The following is a 23,852-nucleotide window of genomic DNA, read 5'->3' as shown; positions in this document are numbered from 1 at the left end:
TTAATTATCCAAAGTTCAGGTTTACTAATACATCCCGTTTTTATCTTGGTAACCAATCAGAAATAGCCTTACCTATTTCGTGCGGTGAATCCTCTTGAATATAGTGAATACCGCTTACGGTTACCTCAGTTAGGTTTGGCCATGTGCGCACAAAATCTCTTGCGTAACCAACTAAAAAAGCACCTGGATCTGCATTAATAAATAGCTTTGGAATATCGTGAGAGTTAGCTAAAAAGCTCGCATAGCTTTTTACTAAAGCAACGGTATCGGCAGGCTCTCCAGCAATGGGCAGTTGGCGAGGCCCTGCTAAAATTGCACGGCGATCTTCTCCTGAATTAATAAAGGGTCTACGATACTCATCATGCTCTGCCTGCGTTAATTTGCGTGCAATGGTCGCTGGTAATATTGTTTCAATAAAAAAGTTATCATCAAGCACCATTTTTTCACCCTCAGCAGAGCGCATAGTGCCAATGGATCCGTGTAAATCTTTAGGAAAATCGTCCCATGTTGGAAAGTCAGTAACAATTGCTTCCATAAAGGCAATGGCTTTTACTGCATCACGATGTGTATTAGCCCAGTTAAAGCCAACACCAGAGCCCCAATCGTGTAGCACCAAGGTAACGTTATTATTTACACCCAACGCTTCTAAAAGTGCAAATGTGTATTTGCTGTTTTCAGCAAGTGAGTAACTGCCCTCATGGGTGTTATCTAACTTTTGCGAATCTCCTAATCCAATCATATCAATAGCAATTAAACGCCCTTTTCCTTGCAAATAGGGCATAACGTTTCGCCAAAGGAAGCTAGATGTAGGGTTACCATGTAAAAATACAATAGGATCACCTTCGCCTTCATCTATATAAGCCATTTTTTTATCTAATACAGTTTTAAACTTTTTTGCATAACGTAATGTTTCTGAATCATACTTCATTTAATTATATCGCTTTATTTAACTGATGAGCTGGCGGTAAATCCTCGCTCATCTAATTTGTGTAATATTCGAAGTAGATTAACTAATTTCGAGTTAATATACATGACTGAGTCACACAATAAATGAGAGCGCTTAATTTGTCACTATATTTATATGATCGAATCACATATAATTAAGTTTATGAAAAATGAAAAATATATATCAAATTTAATCGGCACGTTTGCTACTTCTGTTTCTAATGACATTGAAAAACAGATTGCTGAATTAGGCGGGCGAAGCCTAAGCCACGAAGCGGCACTGGTCACTATTTACAATCATCCGAATGAAACCATTGATGTACTAAGCAAGGTTTTAGGCTTAACGCATTCTGGTGCAGTTAGATTAATAAATACACTTGAAAAAGAAGAACTTGTAGAAAGGCGAAAGTCAGTAAAAGATGCCCGCTCTGTTGTTTTATGCGTAACGGATAAAGGGAGTAAAAGGGTTGAACTAGTACTAGGCAGCAGAGAAACAGCCACCTCTAAAATACTAAACAACTTTAATGATGAACAAAAACAACGCTTTTTTAGTTTGATAGAAATAGCACTTGGCAGCCTAACAAGCGAGCAGGTAGAAGCACGTAAAATATGCAAATTATGTAACGAAGGTGTATGCCGTAAACAAGGCTGCCCGGTAGAAAACTCAATTAAGTAACTAATTACTTCATGCATCTGCCCACTATAAACGTATTAAATTATTTGCTTTAATACGTTAGCGATCAAAGTGTTAGCTTTTTAAAAAGCGTTCTATTTTAGGTTTTACCGTAACCGACATTATCAGCATTATAGTTAAACCTATTGGTAATGCGGCTAATAACCCTTCAGCCCATCCAGTTACAAATACACGCATATCTGCATAGCCAATATTATTAGTAGCGGTAACAAACGCCATCACCGACTCCATGATCAGCGCCATAAAAACACTAATAACTAAATTACGTTTTAGCTCGCTACTAGTAGGCAATAACTTATTAACTAGCTTATGCATTAAGGTCAGCATTACAAAACCAACAGGCGCCATAACCAATACTGCACTTATAAATGAGGTAAACCAGTCGGCATAAAAATGCTCTGTAACACCCACATTCACATAAGTCATAATGCCAGTTAGAGTACCGCCGATTAGAGTGATAATACTTACCATAACCAGTATTTTATAAATTACAGGTGTTTTTATAGGCTCAACCATTACTGGATTTGCTGATACGGGTGTACTCATTTTTGGGCATGCCTTAAGCGTTAAATAGATGATAAAATCAACTATAACAAATTAATTGATAATATCAACTACTTTAAATTGGTTGGACCGCCTAAGATTAAAAGTAGTGGTAGCACTCGATGCAACCACTACTTTATGAGTATTTAAATTTATTCTGATTTATTAGCTATTTTTTGAAGATTCTCATGAATTTTAAATAATACAATTAATAGCTCACACCAGATGCGCGCACCAATTGCCCCACCAACAATTATGGCCAAACCACTAATGAAACCACCACCATACTTAGCAAACATTGTTGTTACACCTGAGATCAAAGTACCTATTAAAATTAACCAGTAAACGAATGTAATTATTTTTGGGGTTAACATTGAATCAAAAAAGAATATATCTTTCATTTTAGTCCTTTATAACTCCGTTTAAGAATACTAGTTTAGCGGAGTTAGAAACTAAACTAGTAATATAGAATTTTTTATTACTTATTTAAACTATCTAGCTCTTTTTCAAGATCTTTCATCGCTTTTTGGGCTTTAAACTCTTCGTAAAGCGCTTCGCGTGAACTAGGATCTAGACTCTTACCAGATTGAGCTACTAGGTTATTAAATGTTTCTTGTGTATTGCTCATTACAACGAATGTACAAAGTTGCTTTACCCCGTCTAATTTAGCAAATGCAACTTCTTGTGGCACAGCACCCACAAGGCTTTGCTGTGCAACTTGCTTACTTACTTGCTCAAAAGTTCCACCAACGTTTAGCTCATCATTACTTTGTGCTTTACGTTGGTATAGCTTGTCCATAACGCTTGCTTTAACCTGTATTTGCTGAGATAAATCGGCGCGAGCAGCTGCAATTGCTTGTGCTCTGTCGGTTGACATACTGCCTGACCAAGGTACGCATGACGACGATGCTAAACCTTTATCAGACACAGGTAATAACACCCAACTTGGTACTGAATCATTTTTTGCTAACGGCTCCGACTGTGTTTTTTCAGTGCTTGAACACGCACCTAATGCTAAAGCGGCTATTAGAGGTAATAACTTTTTCATTTTAAATTCCTTTCAATTGCTTTTGATAATAAGCGGTGCGTTTTACCACTTTTTGTAAATAGTTACGGGTTTCTTGCGCAGGTAAATTGTTAACCATTAGGGTGTAAACCTTCTCAGCTGACATTGCATTAGCTGCAATACTTGCTTGGTTCAGTGATTTAGAGCCACTCAGCGTTTTGGCTACGTTACCTGGGCCAGTATTATAAGCGGCAATACTCATGTAAATTCTTGATTGCACATTACGTACATTTTTAAAGTAACGATTACTTAAAATATGCACATAAGTGCTGCCTGCTTCTACGTTATTATCAGCCTGAAATAAGTACTCAGGGCTAAGTAATAGCGGTTTACCTTGCAAAAAATTGCTCACATCTTTACCCGCTGAAGTAGGCACTATTTGCATTAAACCAAAAGCAGGAATTGGCGAGCGTGCAAGCGGATTAAAACTCGATTCGGTATGTATAATTGCCAATAACAGTGCGGGATCTAAGTTATAACGCTTGGCTTGCTGTTGGACTTCTGGTAGATAACGTTTTGCTTGGTTCGAAAGTGTATTATCGGGCAATTTATAGCTAATTGTTACTCTGTCTTTTTGTTTAGTTATTACAGGTGCCTTTGCAGTGAGCACCTCTTTTACAATCTCTGTAGAGAGCACCGTTTGCTCGACTATTTTTTTAGCTTGAGTCGTTGTTGGTGACTTACTTTGCTCAACTTTTTTATTTAAAGGCTTACCCGTTGAGGTAAAGTTTTTGCTGTTTATTGTGTTATTTGCCGCAATATAAACGGGATCATTTGAAAGTGTTTTATTTACCGTTACTTGTGAAAGCTCATTTAATTGCTGCTTTGCATATTCAACTGCTTGCTCGTCGTTTTGGCTGTTTAATAACTCAACAACGACTTCACCACTTTCGAAATTTACACTCGTGCGTTTATTTAGATCATCACTGTATTTAACCCACACTGTTGAGCTTGGCAGATTTGGATCTTGCCACTTTTGGGTTACTTGTTCTAAATATGCATTTTGCGCATTATGCCAAGCACTTACAAACGCTTCAAATTCTTGCTTTTGCTGTTGTTCGTACTGACTAAACTCACTTTGACGCTTTTTTAAAAAAGCCTCAAATTCGGCTTCTTCACTTGTTTGAGCTAAGCTATTTAAGCTCATAGTTAAACAAGCTAAAGCGCTAATTTTTAGTAGTATTTTAACTTTTGAGTGCATTTTTATATCCCTATAAAATTAAAAATAACTACTTAAATCATCAGCAGATAGATTATCAAATTCAGTTTGAGCAGCTAAGTTTAAACGCTTACAGTCTATGCTTTCACATCGCCGGGTTAACGAAATTACTTGCTTATAGCGCTTATTAACAAACCAGGTTTGTGCAACTGAGGCTCTCGCTTCGTCGAGTTTTAGCTCACTCGCTTTTAAATATTTATCGAGATAGCTTAAACGTTGCTCCTCTGGCGATTGATCCGCTGCTAATGCTACTGCATCAGACATCGTTGTAGGGTGATTCAATGCAACTTGCAATAAAGGGCGTAAGTTTGCTTTATCTTTTTGGCTACCAACTTGCCAAGCCGCTCTAATGGCAAGTCCAGCTTCGTTAATATCTTGCGCGGCAGGTGTTACAACACCAGTACAAGTTAACCATTCTTGCTGTTTTTCTTGCTCATAGTCCGTAATTTCAGCGTCAATAAAGCTTACCGACTCTGGCAAAGTAATATTGAGCTTATTAGCTAAAGTATTTTTAATAATACGACGATCAGGCAAGGTCAATGCATTTCGACATGCCTGCTCAAGCGCATTTTTTGCACTCGATTTTAACGCCATTACTCGGGCGTATTGACCATTAGCCTGACTTTTAAAAAAAGCAGTTTGTTGTTCAATGGTTTGCTCTGAGTCGAAAGTGGCCGAAGCCACCAACGAAAGCGCTAAAATAGGTGCTAGCATTAAAGTTCCTTTTCGCTCGCTACTTTACCTGATGCACCTTGGGGGTTAGCCGCTTTTTCGTTTAACCCACCGTGTGCTTTTATTTTGTGGCCGTAGTGACTTACACCGTTAACAGTTTGGCCATTATTACCTTCCATCTCTTTAGCTGCTTTGCGTGCCGTTGCCTCTAAGCTTGGCGCATAAACAGCTACGCTGTACTGCCAAAATCCATCATCACTTGCAAAACTTTTAACACTTACACCAGGTGGTAATTTACCTTTTGCAACGGTTGAATAATCGTCAGATGTTTTTAATTGATTTAAAAACGTACTGCGATCTTCTTCAAGAATTTCTACTTGTTGCGGATCATTTAAGTATGGGTCATCGTACTCAAACTGTTTAGTACCTTCCATTTGCTTTTCGTCAAAACTACCTTGCCAATACACTTTTTCACCTTGAATAGTGGCAAGCAACGCAGAACGCGCACGTGTTTGCGATTGCGATTTAGCAACGCCTTTAAGCTTACGAGCAACATTGCTGTTTCTATTTTGACGTGCAATTGCAGAGCCATAACCTAAAACGATAACTTCGCCAGTATCAGCGTTAGTAAGTACTTTGGCGCCAACCGGTGGTAAAACACCACTTTTAACATCACTGATTACTTGTTGGAAAATTACATTCGGTTCAGTAGTTACCGCTACGGCACCACGATTACCTTTAATTTGTGAACGTGTTTTAGGCGTTGAAATTAAGCTTACACGTACGCCTTTATCATCAATGTTGTCGTAAACGTCATAAGTAACAAAGCCCGCTAACGAACCCGATACAGACTCTTTACACGCCTCCATCATATTAGTTTGTTCGTTTGCCGTACCTTCAACGCCCGTATCAATAACATCCATTCTTGCAGACACTACATTGCTACATTGATGTTCAACACCTTTCATATTTTCAATTAATTGTTTTTTCGCAATTAAATAAGCTTGATTATAAGCACCGCGTTTAGACAGCAAAGTCGCATTCATATTTTCGTAGGTGTTATAACTAGCACTACCAATAGATAAAATACCGGTGCCACTACCAACTTGAATCATTTTAATACCGTCTTCGTTGTCATCCATCAGTGCCTGATGAGCAACAGCAACTGCAACGCTTGTATCTTTTGCAACCACTACATCGCCAGAAACTTCGGCTTGTTCAGCACCCACTACTTGCGCGCCTGGGCGAGCAGGTATCATATCTGTTAAGCTAAATTCTTCCTCTGCGATTGCAGGCATAGCTAAAACCATTGCTAATGTTAATATTTTTAATTTCATCATCTATCCTTATTTGTACCTGAGTGTAAAGTCGTCTTCGACTGTAATTTTTGAAAGGCTTTTTGCTGTTATTGTCATTAACGCCTGATCAAGCGCATGAGCAAGTTCCCCGGTGCTACCTTTAAATCTCAGGCTTGCTACGGTATATTTTTGCTGTTTATGTATAGATATATCGCTTACGCCACCTAACGTACTTAACACATCATGCAATTTTTCTGGTTGCGTTAGCTTATTGCTTGGCAACATGACTTCACGAACCAAGCCCCCTCTTGCAACTACTTGAGTAAATGCATTATTAAGGGCTTTATGAAGCGCTTTTGATTGTGACTCGCTCGCCAAATGTACTGCCATTAAATCTTTTTCTACGTAAGGAGCATTAGGCAACGACATAAATGAAGGATCGTTTTTCCACTGACCATAAATGTTTCCAGCTAAATCTCTAACGTCAGCACTTAAATAAAGTTGTCTGTTGTTAGCGCGCTTAATCACTTCAGATTTTGCATAAATAACTAAACTAGCCGCGTTACCAACTTCAATTCCTTGCTCGTTTAACCAAACTTTTAGTTCTGTTTTTAATGGTTCAGGCGCAATAACTTGCACTCTAGGTGAACCAATCATGCTCAGTAATTTAGATGCTTTTTGAATAAGTGGTGCTTTTTCTACAACAGCCATAACGGTGACTTCCACACCACCATTTTGCAGTTCTCTGGTTTGCAGGGTTTGCCATTCTTTCACAAGCCCTTCACTATGACTCGAAAGCTGTTGCCCTATTAACTCTTGTATGTTTGTTGATTCGTTACCGTCAACAATATTCATACTTGTACTTGATGATTGCGTATGCTGCTGAGTAAGCCACACACCTACAACTTGCGATACAGCACGTTGCAAAGCATCTTGTTCTGCAATCGTCAGTGCTGTTTTACCTTCTTTTTTCCAGCCTTGGCCTATTACTGTCACACTAATATTTTGAGTGGTTTGTTGCCAGCTTTGCTCTTGCGGCTCTCCTAACTCTTGCGGGTTAAGGCTTACAGTCATGCATGTGTCGTTACCACTGAGTGTAGGCGTTGAGTAATTTAAAGGAACGGCACCAGCACTCAAACCTTCCATCATCATAGTCCGTTGTTGCTCATATAAGCTGGCGGCATCATTATCTAAACTTGTTGTTAAATGTTGCTGCGCACTTTGGGTTGTTAGGCTTTTATTACCTTTAATAAAACTTATAAGCTCAGCACTAGCCTGGGTTTTTGCACCCGAAATAGCCGTACTACCTCGTCCATATGCACATGCCTGTGTTTGTAGCGTACCATCAGACAATACATCCACTTGAGCTTGCGCACTCAAGGAACATAATGCTAATAAACCAAGCTTTTTGATCATGTACGGCTCTCCAAAAAGTCAGCGGGAGTACCGACCGATACAGCAAATATTTTTGTACCATTTGACGGTCGATAAATACCATTTTCAGCTTTGTTTTTAACATCATCTGCTGCATCGGAGTCTTTCCAACGAATAATTTCACCATTTGCACTACTACGCGAAGGGTTAACATTCGCAACGCCAATCGGTTCAACAAATCCTGCCTCATAGCTAAAAACTATCATTGTTTCGTTAGGAAGTACGCCTGCATTTTGACCTCTATCTAAACTAATTTTGTTCCCTTTAATACCTAAAACTTGCGCTGTGGCAGGCATTTCACTCAACATACGGGTAAGCAAAATATCAATACCACGCGATCCCATATCGCTGAGTACTGCATTTACATGAGCACTTTGATCAAAGTGAAAACCTGCGACGTAGCGTCCGCTTACAGTCGTAAATTTTAACTCCGAGCGATCACGTACATCTTCAGATTTAACGCGAATCTTTCCTAAATTAGGATGCGATAGCTTTTCACGTGTTTGCGGATTTATCACACCGGTTGTTAGCTCTAATGTGTAATCGGCCCAATCTGTAATCGCGCCTTCAGTTTTTAGTGTTCTTAATGAATCAATTTTTACCACAAAATCGGGGATTAATGCTTTAACTTCGGCACGTTTGGCCGCTGTTTTTACGCCTTGCTGTTGTAAAATTAATTGTTGTTCCTTTGAAATAGCATCATCATCACGCGTTACTATTCTAAAGCGATTAATTCCTGCAAATTGATTTTCGAGCATTAGCAATAAGTTTTGGTTGTCAAACTCGCGCATAGCATCAACACCAATACCACTGCCATTTACACCAGCTAAATCAAAGTACATGCGTACAATTGGTTTTTTAAGCGGACAACTATCTGTTTCTGTATTTGCATCAAACGTGCAACGCTCTAAACCTTGGGTATCAAAATATGCAGGCATAGCTATATCCGCGTCATTAAATATATAAGCACTTTTGGCTATTACGGTATTCGAGGCGTTGTTACTAACCAACCCTGATTGTGTAGCACTTCCTTGTTTAGGTGAAGAGTTACAACCTGCTAATAAGGCGAGTGTAAATGCTGATAGAGTTAAGTTTTTTATTAATTTCATTACCATTCCTAAATATCGAACAGCCACTGACTAGCAGGCGCTTTAAGTTGTTGTATTAAATTGTTAATCGCTTTTTGTTTTGCATTTTCTTGTGTCGTGGCACTTTCCTGCGCAAAAAGATCCTGTTGTAGTAATACTTTGAAAGGACTTGAACTTCGCGTAAGCGCTAGAGTTAAAATAACTTTGGCTGAATAATTATTATTAGATTTGGCGTACTGCCAACGTATTTGGGGACGCATCCATAAACGTGTATCGCCGCTATGTGGGAGTGCATTATTTAGTGCTGATTTAATTTCGCTAATATTATTAGCACCGATCACATCACAAGAAACAGCATTTAATGCTTTTGCTTGCTCATTCAATAAATTATTTAAAGTCGATTGAATTAATAGCTTAGGCCCAGAAAGGAGCTCTAATACTGCTAGCTTTTTTGCCGCAACATCAAGACCTCCACTATTTTTAAGTGCCCAAATGAAACGCTGTTCGTTGTCATTTTTTGGCGCAGAGATACGAGAAAGTTTTAATAAATCAGATTTTAGGTTTTTAACTAAAGCCGATTTTTTAACTCCCATTTTTAAAGCAAATAAGTTATTTTGCTCAAGCGTATTTAACTCCTCTAGTCCAGTTAATGTAAACGGTAAACTAGTTAAGGTTGTTGCTTGTTCAAAATAATTGCTTGCTTGGTTGTCCTGCTGTATGAGCTTTTGTAATTGCTGCGTACTTACATCAACGCTTAGTTGAGTAGTAATATCGGCTATAGCCGCTTGCTTTGCAGCTAAGCGACTCTCACCAATCCCAACCGCAGTAATATATTCATCACTTTTTTGCGGTTGAGTTACCCAATCTGGCCAGTTTTGAGCTGAGCAGCTAAAAGCACATGCTATAAAAAAAGCAAAAATGCTTGTTTTCATTAACCTTTCGCTTCTTGCTCAAGTTGTAACTCATTTATTGCAGTAATTGTGGCTTGCTCAAGTTCTATAATTTCGTTTGCTTCAAGCGCTAACGCAAGTTGATCTTTTGCTTTAATAAGAGCTGTGCCTATATCTTTAGGATCCTCTTCTTGCTCAGCATTCTCTTCATCGCTTGAAAGCCATGAATTGACAAGATTTCCACCCATTTTTAAAGCTGTTACTTTGGCTATGACAGTGCTGTGCTGGCTTAAAATATAAGCAGATTTAGCAATCTCTACCGTTAAATCAGTCGCAAGTTCAACATTTTGCTGATAAATACCTTCGTTCGCTAAGTTATAAGCTGCTATTTTATAACCAATTTCTTCATCTTTATTCTTTGCTCCTGCGTCAAACTCTTCGATTGCAGCTTGAAGTTGCTCTGGTGTCGACTTTTGATGGGCATATAAAAAGGCTTGTACATCACGGTAGTTATCAGTTTGAGTGCGGTATTCACCCATAACTTTTCGTTGACGCTCAAGGATAATAGCTGACATATTTAAAAATTCGTCAATACCTACCTGTACAGCCACCGGGTGAAAATAACCAAGTGTATCCATTCGAGTAGTCAACTCAGCAACTGCAGTATTGCGGTCTAAATTAGCAGAAGTACTAGTATCGGTTGTTGAAACACAACCAGTAAAAAGAGGTACGAAAATAAGTGCGGATAGAATAGCTTTTTTCATGAGGTAATTCCCTATACATTAAAAAGGCAAGAAAGCACAAAGCTAAGCAGTTGACTTGATTCATTCTTCCTTGAATATGAGATTAGAATTACCGAATTTGTAAAAAAATGCAACACGGAAAATTAATAAATTTATATTACCAGCAACAAAAAAACAAACAAATGTAACCACGACAAGGCGTTCAGCTTAAGTTAATACTTTTGTCTCATTTTTGTATGATAGCTCTATTTATTTAGTTTTATATAAAAAACCTTGCAAACTGTACAAATATTGCTCAACCACATTTATTATTAATCTTGAATAATTAGTCCAACGATAACCACACACCTACAGCAACCATTAAGCTACCAGCAATACGGTTCATCCATTTTATATTATCGCCACGGGCTAAAAATAAACGTAAGCTTTTACCGCCTGTTGCATAAGCCAACATGCTTAAAAACTCGGTGGTCATTATAACGCCAAGCAATACTAAAAGCTGAGGGGCTACTGCATGCTCAACACTTATAAAGGGCGGTAATAGTGAGATCATAAACGCCCACCCTTTAGGGTTAGCAATTGCGGTTACGAAACCTTGGGTAAATAGCGACTTCCGACTTACGTCAATTGGCTTTGAGGTATCGACCGACATTTTTCCTTTGGCTCGCCACATGTTAACGCCAATATAAATTAAGTACGCACCGCCTACCCACTTTAAAATAGCGAACGCATCCGGATAATTTAGCATTACGCTTGCAACGCCTAATACCGCAGCTATAGCAACACTTGCTACACCTAACAGCTCGCCTATCATCATCCATAATGTGCGGCGCACGCCAATGCTCATACCGAGTGTCATGGCAAGGGTCATACACATACCTGGCGTTATCGACACAAAAAAGAAGGTAGGAATAAAAACCGCAAGTGCTGCTACATCAATCATTAATTTACTCTCATATTAAAAGCAAAAACGCGGCTATAAGTAGCCGCGCTGTTGCTTACTCATGTTTATTACTATTGCCCATCACTTACCAAGGGTTCAGTAATAACCTCTACTGGCTCTGCTGTATCATTTAACAAATACTTATCTAACCACTGTTCTTGTTCCCACAATACATGCAATAAGCTTTTACGCGCACGGTAACCATGTGCTTCATATGGGAGCATTACTAAGCGAGCATCTTTACCTAAACCTTTTAGGGCTGCGTACATGCGCTCACTTTGCATTGGGAAAGTGCCAGAATTAGGATCTTCCTGACCGTGGATCATCAGCATTGGTTCGTTAATTTTTTCAGCATGAAAAAACGGCGACATATTAGCGTACACACTTTGTGCTTGCCAAAAATCACGCTCTTCTCCTTGAAAACCAAACGGTGTTAATGTGCGGTTATACGCGCCACTACGAGCAATACCTGTTTTAAATAAATCGCTATGAGCCAATAAGTTAGCAACCATAAATGCACCATACGAGTGCCCTGCTATGGCAATTTTATCTTTATCAGCAATGCCTTTTTTAACCAATACATCAACAGCTGCTTGCGCGCTTGATACTAGCTGTTTTCTAAAGTTATCGTTTGGCTCACTGCCATCAATACCCACTATTGGCATTTTAGGGTCGTCAAACACGGCAATCCCTTTGGCAAGGTAAGGCATAGGACCCCAATAGCCAATGTAGGTAAATGCATAAGGCGATTCGCGCACTTGCGATGCTACGGCTTTATCTTTGTATTCAAGTGGGTAAGCCCACATAAGCACAGGTAACGGGCCTTGTGTTTTATCGTACCCTGGTGGTAAATAAAGCGTACCCGAAAGATCAACACCGTCGTCGCGTTTATAACGTAATTGCTCTTTAGTTACCCCTTTAAATGCAGGGTACGGGTGCTCAAATGTCGTTAACTGCGTTAGCGTGTCGTTATCTAAATTGCGTATAAAAAAGTTAGGTTGCTCAGTTTTAGATTCACGAATAGTAATAAATCGCTCACCTTCGTCGTCAAGCAGTGCGCGTACACGCTCGTAGTATGGCGCTTCTGATTGCCATAAACGCTTGCTGCTATTTGTTTTAACATCGTATTGATCTAAAAACGGCACATTACCTTGCTCTGAAGCACCATTACCGCGCAGGTAAATATAACGCCCGCCTACAATTTTAATCACGTTTGCGCCTAAATCGTTGCGCTCGTAAATTGCATTACCTGGATCTTTATACGCATCGTTGTAACTACGCTCTGAAAACAAAACGCGGTTTCTGTCGGCATTTCGTGGTTGTACTATGTAAGTACGTACTTGGCGATCGCTAAAGCGCCAGTCTGTCAGCATTGCTACGTTTTCGTTGCCCCACTCCATTCCTGCATAACGGCGTTCTACTTTGGCAAATAATTTAGGCTCGCGTTTAAATGGTGCACGCAAGCTGTAAACATAATCATGATGCTCAACGTCAGTTTTCATGTCGCCGCCATCTTGCGCCTCGGCCCAAATAACTTCAGCGCCCTGATCGGCTCGCCATTCAAAATTACGGCGGCCTGTGCGTACGCTGTCGTAACCTTGTGGAATGTTATCGGCAAGTGGTTGTTTTGCCAGCTCTGCTAATGCATAGCCGCGCATGCCCCATATTTGCCACGTGCTTGCAAAGCGGCTGTAAGGCACTTGATACGAAAACGGCTCATTAATACCGGCGACTAATATATTGGTAGAATCAGGTGATACCGAAAATGATTTAAATAAAGAAGGGCTACCTATTGCTTGAGTATTACCATCAAGCGTTATGTAAGCCAATTGCCCTTGACCGTAAAACTTAAATTGTGCTTCATCAAACGGGCTTGTTAATAAATTTTGGTAAGTACGTGCTGGTGCTTTTTCGCCAGTACTTTGTTGAATAACAGGCACTACATTTTGGCTGTTATTTTCAAGCCTTGGTTTACCAAAATTAACAGCAAGATTTGCAACAATGGCGCTGCTATCTGGCAGCCATTTATATGGTGAGGCAGTTAGTACCGAATTTAACGCAGCACTAGTTAACTCTTTTGCTTGTTTGGTTTCAACGCTGTAAAGCCATAAGTTGGCTTGGGTTGGTTGCTCAACAACAAAGGCTAAATATTTACTATTAGATGACCATTTAGGTGAGCGAATAATGCCATTAGGTAAGTTGTTAATACTGATAACCGACCCGCTTTGAACATGCTTTAGCTCCACGGCACTAAATTTGGCACTCACACGAGAGCGCGAAAAATTAGCGGGGTTTAGCTTAATACCAGCAAGCTTAAGCTCTTCTTTTGCAAGTTCATCAAGGGTTACTACACGTTTGCGTTCAAAAAGCGCTAGCCACTGGCCATCGCTCGATAAGTAACTAGTGGGTGCTAACTTAGCGTCAACCAATGCTGCAAGTTCAGGTGATGGGGTTTGATAGCCCTGCTCGGCGTAACTTGTTGGTACTAATGCCGCACAACAAATAAAGGCAACTAACAGCCTAAAAGCGCTCATGTTTTTATCCTTTTGTTATTTTTACTCTTATAAGCGTATATAAACACGTTTTGCTTTGTTCATAAAGTATTAAGGTAAGTTAAACACCTCTAAAAGATGACTTAATAGTGCTGATTAAGCTAAACTACAGCGCTATTTATTCACCACTGCGGTACTTAAAATACAATGCATAACAAAGCCAAATCAGTCACCATTTTTGATGTTGCAGAGCGTGCTGGTGTATCAAAATCAACCGTATCCTTGGTACTTACCCAAAGCGATAAAGTGGGCAATAAAAGTAAACAAAAAATACTAAAAGCGATTGATGAGCTAGGTTACGTTTATAATCGTGATGCCGCTGCTATGCGCTCAAAGCGTTCTAACTTAGTGGCCATAGTAATAAACGATTTAACTAACCCAGCTATGGCACACCTTGCTACCAGCCTACAACTTTTGTTAAACGACAACGGCCTACAAGCCATGATTGTAAGCAGTAATAATAATCTTGAACTACAAGCAAACGCAGTTAAAAACTTAAAAGAATACAACGCTGCTGCATTTATTATTTGCCCCGTTGCTAATACTTGCCCCAAATGGCTTGATACGCTCAGCGCGCAACACAAAGTAATTACCGTAATGAGCGAAGTGCCCTTTAGCGCAGCTCCTTGCGTATTACCCGACTATAAAAAAGCCAGCCACGTAGCCAGTATGCATTTGCTCTCACAAGGCGTGACAAACATTGCATTTATAGGCAGTGAACTTACTTTAAGTGATTCACAAGCACTACAAAGTGGCTTTAATACCGCTTGCGCGCAGCACAGCATTACACCATTAGCACCCATTCACTGCGCAGTAAACACAGCCATTAGCGCTAAAAATGCATTTATGGAAGCATATAAACACAACCCAACATTAAACGCAGTGGTGTGTGCAAACGATATTATTGCTCAAGGTGTTATTGCCGCTACCAACTCATTAACACATCACTGTATTAAAGTAGTGAGTTGCCACCACATTCCTAATAGCGCGGTTGTAAATGATCACTTAACCACCGTGGCTATAAGTACAACCGATATAGCCAAGCGGTGTCTTTTAATACTGCAAGAGCTACTACAAAATACAGCCCCGCCAGTAAAAACACTGGTAAATGTAAACTTACAAATTAGAGATTCTAGCCAATGAAAAAAGTGCTGGTAATTGGCTACGTATGGCCAGAGCCAAATTCGTCTGCTGCGGGAACGCACATGATGTCGTTATTAAATGCATTTAGAGCGCAAAACTGGGACGTTGAATTTGCAACGCCCGCGCAGCGCACCGATCACATGGAAAACCTTGACGACTTCGGCATAACCAGCCAAAGCATTGCATTAAACTGCGACAGCTTTGACGAATACGTTAAAGCCTATAATCCAGATATAGTAATGTTTGACCGTTTTATGATGGAAGAACAATTTGGCTGGCGCGTCGATAAACATTGCCCACACGCAATTAAAATTCTCGATACCGAAGATTTACAGTGCCTGCGTAACGCTCGCCACGAAGCGTTTAAAGGTGAGCGTGACTTTACAACCAGCGATTTACACTCAGACATAGCAAAACGCGAAATTGCCGCTATTTTACGCTGCGACCTGAGCTTAATTATTTCAAGTTATGAAATGAGCCTGCTAAATAGCGTATTTAAAATAGAGCCAAGCTTATTACACCATTTACCGTTTATGGTTGATTTAAGCTCACTGCCTACAAGTACAAAAACGTTTGAGCAGCGCCAGCACTTTATGACAATAGGTAACTTTAGACACGCGCCGAATTGGGATGCTGTACTTTACTTACAAAAAATATGGCCACTTATTCGCAAGCAACTCCCAAAAGCAGAACTACATATTTATGGCTCTTACCCACCACCAAAAGCCACGGCATTAAATAACCCTAAAACCGGTTTTTTAATAAAAGGCTGGGCCGATAATGCGTTTGATGTAATGCAAAGTGCGCGTGTATGTCTAGCTCCACTGCGCTTTGGTGCAGGCATTAAAGGTAAATTGCTTGAAGCCATGATTATGCAAACACCCAGCGTTACCACTAACATTGGCGCAGAGGGCATGCATAACGATTTACCTTGGCCTGGTAAAATAGCCAACACAGCCGATGACTTTGCCAACGCTGCCATTGAAATGCACAACAATCAAAGTGACTTTAAACAAGCGCAGCAAGATGGTAATACACTCCTTAATACGCTGTACGATAAAGCCCAATTAAGCGCAGCGTTAATTAAAAAAATTGATTCAATAAGTTGCGATTTAAGCGCTCATCGCGAAAAAAACTTCACAGGCAAAATGCTCAAACATCATACAATGCGCAGCACTCAATACATGTCGCAATGGATAGCTGAAAAAAATAAAAAATTAGATTAAAAATGACTAGACACACACCAATTAGTGTTTAAAATCGCGCCCATCAAACGTGGGCAGTTTTAGCTGTATTGTCTATATTTTTAGCTTAGTTATCGCAATATTTGGTCCAAAAAGATTTGAAAACTGCAACCTTTACAGAAAAACGCAAATTTATCGTTAAATTGGGTAAAATGCTTCACAAGTATGGCACCCCAGCCTACCGCCTAGAAGCCCACCTAATGGAAGTGGCTACTTACTTAGGACTTAAATCGTCATTTGTTATGTCGCCAACCTCTGTAACGTTTGTTATTTGGACCGATGGCCACGAAGATGAGTACACCCACGTTGCACGTGTAGACCCTGGCGATCACGATTTAGGCTCACTTGCCGACACCGACGACCTTGTAAACCAAATGCTTGACGACAAGCTAAGTTTACAAGAAGTTGATGCGCAGCTAGACGCAATTTTTGTGATGCCAAACCCATATAATAAATTAACAACGGGCGTTGCCTTTGCAACTTCTGGTGGTGCGTTTGCTATGTTAATGGGTACTAGCTGGACTGATGTTATTTGGTCATCGCTGCTTACTTTAGTCGTTTATGTGTTTGTGCTTTGGTCTGGTCGCTCAAAACGCGTAGCTCACATGCTTGAGCCATTAGTTGCCATAATATCAGCAGTACTTGCATGTGCAGTAAGCGTTTATATAACGCCTGAAATAAATATACGCTTGGTGGTACTTTCGGCCATTATTGTATTTATACCCGGTTTAGCACTTGCGCTTGGTTTAGCAGAGCTTGCAGCGCGGCATTTAGTGTCGGGCACAGCAAGGGTAATGGACTCGTTTATGCTGTTGTTTAAACTGTATTTTGGTGGTTTCATTGGTATAGGTATTGGCTTTGCACTCTTTGGGCAAGCCGACTTTGTACAACCTGAGCCATTACCAAAATGGACCGCATGGCTGGCTATATTTTTACTTTGTAGCAGCTTAATCGTGATTTTTAGAACCAAACTTAAGCATGCGGTTTGGTCTATTGCATCAGGCTTTATAGCGTATGGCACCAGTATTGGCTCGGCTATGTATCTTGATTACACGTTAGGGACGTTTGTGGGTGCTTTATCGGTGGGTATATTTAGTAACTTGTTTAACCGCGTTGCTAATGCGCCAGCCTCTATTGTGGCCATGCAAGGCTTAATTGTATTAGTACCAGGTAGCAAAACCTATATTGGCTTAAACTCACTAATTGAAGGCCAAGACTTTATATACGCAGAACACATAGGCCAACAAACGTTTTTAATATTTATGTCGCTTGTTGCAGGACTAATATTTGCAAACGTCGCCCTACCGCCTAAAAAGAGTTTGTAAGTGATACTGAGCGCTCGCTTTACTTTGATTGAGTAAAGCGAGTGAAACGTTAAACTAAAACAACTGCCAAGTAGCAATTGATGCCAATGCTAAGTGTTTTAGCTCTTTACATCGCACTTGAGTGAGCTCAAAAGCATCGTAGTGATTCCAACACTATACTAAAAAACCTTCCATTTTAATCATATCCTACTTCTAATTTACACTTCCCTATTGAGCAAAAATACTCAATAGGGAAGTAACTTAACTAGCGTGACCAGTTAGTTTTGGCAAGCTCTACAATCTCGTTACCTTTGCCATTTATCAGCGCTTTCATCATGTAAACACTAAAGCCTTTTGCTTGCTCTAATTTGATTTGCGGCGGCATTGAAAGCTCTTGTTTTGCTGTATCGACTTCTAAAACAACAGGTCCTGAGTGATTCATCATCTCGTTCATTGCCGATGGTAATTTTTCAGGGTCGCTTACATGAATCCCTTTTAATCCACAGGCCTCTGCAATTTTAGCAAAACTTGGGTTTTCTAAATCAGTATCGCTTGATAAAAATCCACTGGCTTTCATTTCCATAGCCACAAAACTGAGTGAGCGATTATTATAAACAACAATCTTTATTGGTAAATTAAGCTGCTTAAGTGAGATTAAATCACCCATTAACATCGAAAAGCCACCATCACCACACATTGCAATGACTTGGCGGTCTCTATCAACAGATTGAACCCCCATTGCCTGCGACATCGCATTTGCCATAGAGCCATGATTAAACGAGCCAATTAAGCGACGCTTACCATTCATTGATAAATAACGCGCAGCCCACACTGTTGGCGTACCTACATCACAAGTAAAAACAGCATCGTCAGCCGCTTGCTCGTTGAGTAAACGCGTTAGGTATTGCGGGTGAATTAAATTTTGCGAGGTTTTTCCACTGGCTAGTTCATCGAGATCTTGTCGAGACTCTTTGTAGTTTTTAACACTTTTTTCTAAGTGTGAACTGCTCCGTTCACCTTTAATATAATCAAGCAGTGTGGTCACTGAATTTTTTGTGTCCCCTAACACGCCACAATCAATTTGCACGTGTCGCCCGAGTGACGCAGCCTGATTATCAATTTGCAATATGGTGGTATTTTCAGGGTAAAAAGCACGATAAGGAAAACTAGTCCCAATCATTAATAACGTATCGGCTTCTTGCATTGCATGATAGCCCGACGCAAAGCCAATAAACCCAGTCATACCAACATCGTAAGGGTTATCGTACTCAATAAATTCTTTACCGCGCATGGCATGCACTATCGGTGCTTGTAATTTTTCGGCTAGCGCAACAATTTCGTCGTGGGCATCCTTACAACCAGCACCACACAATAAGGTTACTTTTTTACTTTTATTAAGATGAGTCGCCATTGCTTCAATATCAGATAAAGCGGGGGTATACGTTGCTGGCTTTGGAACGTTCCATTTTGGTTTGATAGCTTTAGGCATATCTTTTAATGCAATGTCGCCAGGTAGCACAAGTACACTCACGCCTTTATTTAATATTGCTTGTCGCATTGCGGTTTCTAACAGGTACGGCATTTGCTCAGGGCTCGAAACCATTTCACAATATACACTGCATTCTTTAAATAATTCTTGCGGATGGGTTTCTTGAAAATAACTACTGCCAATTTCAGATGAAGGAATGTGTGCGGCAATAGCTAATACCGGTACATTATTGCGCTGACAATCAAATAAGCCGTTAATTAAATGAAGATTACCTGGGCCGCAAGAACCCGCGCACACTGCAAGCTCGCCTGATAAATGCGCTTCGCCACCGGCTGCAAATGCGGCAACTTCTTCATGTCGCGTACCTAGCCATTCAATTGTTCCCATTTTTCGCAGACTTTCACTAATGCCGTTAAGTGAATCGCCAGTTACTCCCCAAATACGTTTTACGCCAGCTTGTTCAAGGGTTTTAGTAATAAAACTTGCGATATTTTGACTCATAATATAGAACTCCTAAATATTCAGTTATTCTGTAAATTGATTTTTCGCCTCTGATCTATCAAGTAAGTCATCGTTTCGAAATGCGCTCAATTATTGAGAATCGATTAGCTTAAATATTTTGATAATGATAGATATATTGCTACTGAGACTTTACTAACAAACGATACTCCTAGGTTTGCTGCGCCCCCATTCTGATACATAAAACATGAATGTCCGCTTTAAAGTGTTTATGAATATGCGAGTGCGAGATTTTTAGTGGCTTAACTATGAATATGTTATTATGCGCTCAATTATTTTACTGAATGCTTTTCTCTTACTTCTATGTCAAATTCTGCTTCGTGCTTTACATTATTTTCTCAAAATATTGATTCTCTCGCGCTTCCTGAAAAGTTTACTTTCCCTTTTTATTACGAGCCGCAACCTTTAGCTGTAGCAGCCACAAAACAATTACAGCAACAACTTGAAACGTTAACGCATTTAAAAGCAGAAAATGCAGGTAAAATGTTTGGGGTTTTAGTGGTGCAAAATGCTAAGCAACAATTAGGCTTTTTAAGTGCTTATTCGGGGCAAATTGAAGGTGATAAAGGTAATATTAGCTTTGTGCCGCCAGTTTCTAGCATGCAACTGCAAGACGATAGCTATTTGGCTCAAAGTAAAATAATTAACGATATTAATGCTCAAATTGAGCAATTAGAAAATAGCGAACAACTGCATGAAGTTAATAGCAAACTTGATGATGCAACACAGAGCTACCAGCAAGCACTATTAGCTCAACAGGGAGTAATGCAAGCCGGTCGTCAGCAACGAAAAATACAACGTACCGAAGGCGAATTAGAGCTTAGCGAAAGTGATTTTGAGCAGTTAAAAAACAAGCTTGCAGGGCAAAGCATCGTAGAAAAAAAGCAACTGCTGGCACTTAAATCCTATTGGCAAAATATAATCGAGTCACTGCAGCAAACACACATCAATATTTCTGATGAAATTGCTCATTTAAAAAAGCGCCGTAAAACACTTTCTAAAAACTTACAAAAAAAATTATTTGCGCAGTACCAATTTTTAAATGCAAATGGAGAAACTACAGACTTAAATGCCATATTTGCAGCATTACCTGAACACACTCCTCCTTCGGGTGCTGGCGATTGTGCAGCGCCTAAATTATTACAATACGCCTATAAGCATGGCTTAAAACCACTTGCTATGGCTGAGTTTTGGTGGGGAGCAGCACCTAAGTCAGCAATCAGGCAGCATAAAAACTACTACCCTTCTTGTTACAGTAAATGCCAACCAATACTTGGGCACATGCTAAAGGGTTTAGATGTTGAAGATAACCCGCTACTTATCAACCCAGCTCAGGGTAAAGATTTAAATATTGTTTATAAAGATGACGACTTACTTGTGGTAAATAAGCCCGCTGAGTTTTTATCTGTGCCTGGCGTTAATATTGATGACTCAGTTTATATGCGAATCAAAACGCAGTTTCCAGAGGCATCAGGCCCGCTAATTGTACACAGATTAGATATGTCGACTTCTGGGTTATTGATGATTGCGCTTAATAAACGCGTGCACAAAGCACTGCAAAAGCAGTTTATTGAACGCACCATAGATAAACGTTATGTCGCATTAGTTAATGGTAACGTAGCTAAGGATAGCGGAGTAATTGATTTACCCTTAGTGCTCGACTTTGATGATAAACCGCGCCAAATGGTGTGTTACAAACATGGTAAGCCATCACTTACTACCTGGCAGGTTTTAGAGCGTAACAACAATATTACCCGATTACAGTTATACCCTAAAACAGGGCGAACTCATCAATTAAGAGTCCATTGTGCGCACAGTTTAGGTTTAAACATGCCAATTATAGGCGACACACATTACGGGCAAAAAGCCGATAGATTACATTTACATGCAGAATACTTAGCATTTACTCACCCAATTACGCTTAAGCGATTAGAGTTTGAAGTAGCCGCAGATTTTTAATAAAAACACATAGCTACAACGACTATATTATACAATGTGTTGGTTTTTATTAATTAAATTGATATCGTTTATGGTCTTATTTTTTCAATAATGAGTATAAAAAACTGTTCAATCCCAAGTTTATTAAGCAATGTAGAAAAGTATTTCCTAATAAAAATAAGTCAGCAAAGGATTAACATGACTAACAATACACAAATAAAGGTTTTAGGTAATACTTTATGGGCAAAGTATATTGTTCTCCTTTTATTTTTACTTTTAAGTAAGCTTGCCTCAGCTAACGGCGACTCATTAAGTGCAACTTTACATGCGCTAGACTTTGACACGACTCAAGTCCTGATCAACAACATAAAACTGAATGAATTAGACTATCTTCAAAATGAAGACAAACTCACTCAAGCGTTTAAAATAAGCAAAGAGCAAAATTGGGAAAACCTTCATCTAGAAGCGGCCGCTTTGTATGCGGAGTTACTTTTTAGACAAGAAAAATACGAAGCGTTAAACACACACTTATCCTATTACTTAAAGAACAAAGAGTTACCAAATCAAAAAAGTGTATATTTATTATTTCTCGAATCACAACTCAAGTCTCTAGCGAGGGAGCCAAACCCAGCTCCAGCACAAACGCTAGCCACAAAATTAGAAGAGAGCTTGCAACAGCATTCAACTAAAGAAAAAATCATTATTTTGCGAGCACTTGCTTACTATTACACCGATACAGATTCATTGAAAAAGACCCTAAATGTTGCACTAGAGGGGCTAGAATTAGCATTAAAAGATGACGATTCAGCATCTCAAGGATACTTTTTTAGAAAAATAGCCGATGCATATAATTATCTAAACGAAAAAGACAAAGCCGTATATTATGCAAAAAAAGCGGTTGCGGCATATGAGCAAACACAAGATGGGCTTTTTACTGCAAAAGCATATTGGAGCTTAGGCAATGTATTGCTTGAAGTAGAAAAACCTAAAGATGCCTTAATATACCTAGATAAAGCATTGCTCTATTTTAAAAAAGTTAATATGCAAAAAGGCTTAACCTTTGCTCAGTACTCAATTGCAAATATTGAGTACTTACAAGCAAACTACGATAAAGCTTTAACTTTAACTAAAGAAAACATTGAGCTTGCTCGTTCTGCAGGTGTTTACGACATGCAACTCGCATCGCTCATTTTGTTAGCTGACATATATATAAAACAAGATTTACTCGAGAGAGCAAATGAAGCAAACGATGAGGTGTTTTTAAAATTAGATAAATTCAGCCGCAGTATTTATAAAGCCGATTTTTTAAGTAAACGCTATGAGCTAAAGCGACGCCTTAACCACACTGACGAGGCTTTTGAAGCAATTGAACAAAAGATCCTTTATACAAAAAAGCACTACGAAGCAACCAGTGAAAATAATATAAAAACACTACAGATACAGTTTGAAGTAAAAGAAAAAGAAGACAAAATACAGCAACTAGAGTACGCAAAAGACATTAGTGAGCTACAAGCTAAAGAAGAATATCAACAAAAAATAATTTGGCGACTCAGCGCTGCTATTGCATTTATTTTAGTGATTGCTTCATTATTTTTATTTTATCGGCAAGCTCGACAACGTCAAAAATATCACGATATTTCATTAACAGATTATCTAACAAATTGCCCTAATCGCAGAGGAATAATGCGCGCAGCAGAAGCAAAGCTTGGTGAAGGTAAAATGACGATAGCAATTGTTGACTTAGACTACTTTAAAAAAGTTAACGACCATTTTGGTCACGATGTTGGAGATTTAGTTCTTATTGCCTTTGCAAAAGCTGCAAAAGAAACACTATGTAATGATCATCAGTTTGGTCGTTACGGCGGCGAAGAATGGTTATTTGCACTAAATACGGTTGATGAACGAATAATTCGCGATATATTTAACCGACTCGCCATTAGCTTCGCCAAGCATTGCAGTAATATAGAAGACTTTCCTAGTGATACAAAAATCACCTTTAGTGCAGGGGCCTCTGTAAGTGGCTCTTTAAAAAGCACACTAGATGTTCTTATTAAGCATGCAGATAAATTACTTTATAAAGCAAAAGAAAACGGAAGAAACCAAGTCGTTGTTGATTAAATAAGCACAG

At 39.4% G+C, this 23,852-nt stretch carries 20 protein-coding genes; 6 read left to right on the top strand and 14 right to left on the bottom strand.

Annotation, left to right across the window (positions count from 1 at the left end):
* Positions 1 to 40: 40 nt before the first annotated feature.
* The gene (locus GQR39_RS10895; RefSeq protein ID WP_165735617.1) at positions 41 to 928 is read right to left on the bottom strand and encodes a haloalkane dehalogenase; all 888 of its coding nucleotides are present in this window, start codon (positions 926 to 928) and stop codon (positions 41 to 43) included.
* A 180-nt stretch (positions 929 to 1,108) separates the two neighbouring features.
* Between GQR39_RS10895 and GQR39_RS10890 the strand changes: the two genes are divergently transcribed.
* On the top strand, positions 1,109 to 1,621 hold the full coding sequence (locus tag GQR39_RS10890; RefSeq protein WP_165735616.1) for a MarR family transcriptional regulator: 513 nt from the start codon (positions 1,109 to 1,111) through the stop codon (positions 1,619 to 1,621).
* Positions 1,622 to 1,693: 72 nt separating this feature from the next.
* Here GQR39_RS10890 and GQR39_RS10885 read toward each other — a convergent pair whose 3' ends face one another.
* The 12 genes from GQR39_RS10885 to GQR39_RS10830 form a co-directional block, all read right to left on the bottom strand.
* Positions 1,694 to 2,185: a DUF2798 domain-containing protein gene (locus GQR39_RS10885; RefSeq protein ID WP_165735615.1), complete on the bottom strand. Its 492-nt coding sequence runs from the start codon at positions 2,183 to 2,185 to the stop codon at positions 1,694 to 1,696.
* A 149-nt stretch (positions 2,186 to 2,334) separates the two neighbouring features.
* Positions 2,335 to 2,583 (bottom strand): DUF4282 domain-containing protein, encoded by a 249-nt coding sequence (locus GQR39_RS10880; protein WP_002960155.1) that lies wholly within the window; start codon positions 2,581 to 2,583, stop codon positions 2,335 to 2,337.
* Positions 2,584 to 2,660: 77 nt separating this feature from the next.
* Positions 2,661 to 3,230 carry a hypothetical protein gene (locus GQR39_RS10875; protein WP_165735614.1) on the bottom strand — a complete coding sequence of 190 codons (570 nt, stop codon included), beginning with the start codon at positions 3,228 to 3,230 and terminating at the stop codon, positions 2,661 to 2,663.
* Position 3,231: 1 nt separating this feature from the next.
* A complete protein-coding gene (locus tag GQR39_RS10870; protein WP_121955185.1) occupies positions 3,232 to 4,449 on the bottom strand; it encodes a murein transglycosylase domain-containing protein in 1,218 nt (405 codons plus the stop codon).
* Between the two features lie 18 nt (positions 4,450 to 4,467).
* Positions 4,468 to 5,181 carry a hypothetical protein gene (locus GQR39_RS10865; RefSeq protein WP_165735613.1) on the bottom strand — a complete coding sequence of 238 codons (714 nt, stop codon included), beginning with the start codon at positions 5,179 to 5,181 and terminating at the stop codon, positions 4,468 to 4,470.
* Entirely contained in the window at positions 5,181 to 6,476 is a 1,296-nt protein-coding gene (locus GQR39_RS10860; protein ID WP_165735612.1) for a hypothetical protein, read from the bottom strand. Before GQR39_RS10860 ends, GQR39_RS10865 begins: the two co-directional genes overlap by 1 nt.
* 9 nt (positions 6,477 to 6,485) lie before the next feature.
* Positions 6,486 to 7,853: a hypothetical protein gene (locus tag GQR39_RS10855; RefSeq protein ID WP_121955188.1), complete on the bottom strand. Its 1,368-nt coding sequence runs from the start codon at positions 7,851 to 7,853 to the stop codon at positions 6,486 to 6,488.
* Positions 7,850 to 8,980, bottom strand: a complete 1,131-nt coding sequence (locus tag GQR39_RS10850) for a hypothetical protein (protein ID WP_165735611.1) — start codon at positions 8,978 to 8,980, stop codon at positions 7,850 to 7,852. The genes GQR39_RS10855 and GQR39_RS10850 overlap by 4 nt, the downstream gene beginning before the upstream one ends.
* Positions 8,981 to 8,988: 8 nt before the next feature.
* A complete protein-coding gene (locus GQR39_RS10845; RefSeq protein ID WP_165735610.1) occupies positions 8,989 to 9,891 on the bottom strand; it encodes an LPP20 family lipoprotein in 903 nt (300 codons plus the stop codon).
* Positions 9,891 to 10,613 (bottom strand): hypothetical protein, encoded by a 723-nt coding sequence (locus GQR39_RS10840; RefSeq protein ID WP_121955191.1) that lies wholly within the window; start codon positions 10,611 to 10,613, stop codon positions 9,891 to 9,893. The genes GQR39_RS10845 and GQR39_RS10840 overlap by 1 nt, the downstream gene beginning before the upstream one ends.
* 304 nt (positions 10,614 to 10,917) lie before the next feature.
* On the bottom strand, positions 10,918 to 11,535 hold the full coding sequence (locus GQR39_RS10835; RefSeq protein WP_165735609.1) for a LysE family translocator: 618 nt from the start codon (positions 11,533 to 11,535) through the stop codon (positions 10,918 to 10,920).
* Between the two features lie 71 nt (positions 11,536 to 11,606).
* Positions 11,607 to 14,069, bottom strand: a complete 2,463-nt coding sequence (locus tag GQR39_RS10830; RefSeq protein WP_165735608.1) for a prolyl oligopeptidase family serine peptidase — start codon at positions 14,067 to 14,069, stop codon at positions 11,607 to 11,609.
* A gap of 165 nt (positions 14,070 to 14,234) precedes the next feature.
* On the opposite strand from GQR39_RS10830, the gene GQR39_RS10825 reads away from it, so the two are divergent.
* The 3 genes from GQR39_RS10825 (at position 14,235) to GQR39_RS10815 (ending at position 17,799) form a co-directional block, all read left to right on the top strand.
* Positions 14,235 to 15,230, top strand: a complete 996-nt coding sequence (locus GQR39_RS10825; RefSeq protein WP_165735607.1) for a LacI family DNA-binding transcriptional regulator — start codon at positions 14,235 to 14,237, stop codon at positions 15,228 to 15,230.
* A complete protein-coding gene (locus GQR39_RS10820; RefSeq protein WP_165735606.1) occupies positions 15,227 to 16,456 on the top strand; it encodes a glycosyltransferase in 1,230 nt (409 codons plus the stop codon). Before GQR39_RS10825 ends, GQR39_RS10820 begins: the two co-directional genes overlap by 4 nt.
* Before the next feature lie 116 nt (positions 16,457 to 16,572).
* Entirely contained in the window at positions 16,573 to 17,799 is a 1,227-nt protein-coding gene (locus tag GQR39_RS10815; RefSeq protein ID WP_076924234.1) for a threonine/serine exporter family protein, read from the top strand.
* 244 nt (positions 17,800 to 18,043) lie between these two features.
* On the opposite strand, the gene poxB is transcribed toward GQR39_RS10815, so the two are convergent.
* On the bottom strand, positions 18,044 to 19,768 hold the full coding sequence (gene poxB, locus GQR39_RS10810; protein WP_165735605.1) for a ubiquinone-dependent pyruvate dehydrogenase: 1,725 nt from the start codon (positions 19,766 to 19,768) through the stop codon (positions 18,044 to 18,046).
* 321 nt (positions 19,769 to 20,089) lie between these two features.
* On the opposite strand from poxB, the gene GQR39_RS10805 reads away from it, so the two are divergent.
* Both GQR39_RS10805 and GQR39_RS10800 read left to right on the top strand, forming a co-directional pair.
* The gene (locus GQR39_RS10805; protein WP_165735604.1) at positions 20,090 to 21,745 is read left to right on the top strand and encodes an RluA family pseudouridine synthase; all 1,656 of its coding nucleotides are present in this window, start codon (positions 20,090 to 20,092) and stop codon (positions 21,743 to 21,745) included.
* A gap of 177 nt (positions 21,746 to 21,922) precedes the next feature.
* Positions 21,923 to 23,842 (top strand): GGDEF domain-containing protein, encoded by a 1,920-nt coding sequence (locus GQR39_RS10800; RefSeq protein ID WP_165735603.1) that lies wholly within the window; start codon positions 21,923 to 21,925, stop codon positions 23,840 to 23,842.
* The last annotated feature ends 10 nt before the right edge of the window (positions 23,843 to 23,852 follow it).

It is taken from the genome of Pseudoalteromonas sp. C8 (assembly GCF_011378685.1).
GTDB classification, from domain to species: domain Bacteria; phylum Pseudomonadota; class Gammaproteobacteria; order Enterobacterales; family Alteromonadaceae; genus Pseudoalteromonas; species Pseudoalteromonas arctica.
The sequence above is the reverse complement of the archived record's forward strand: the minus strand, read 5'-3'. Positions and strand labels throughout refer to the sequence as shown.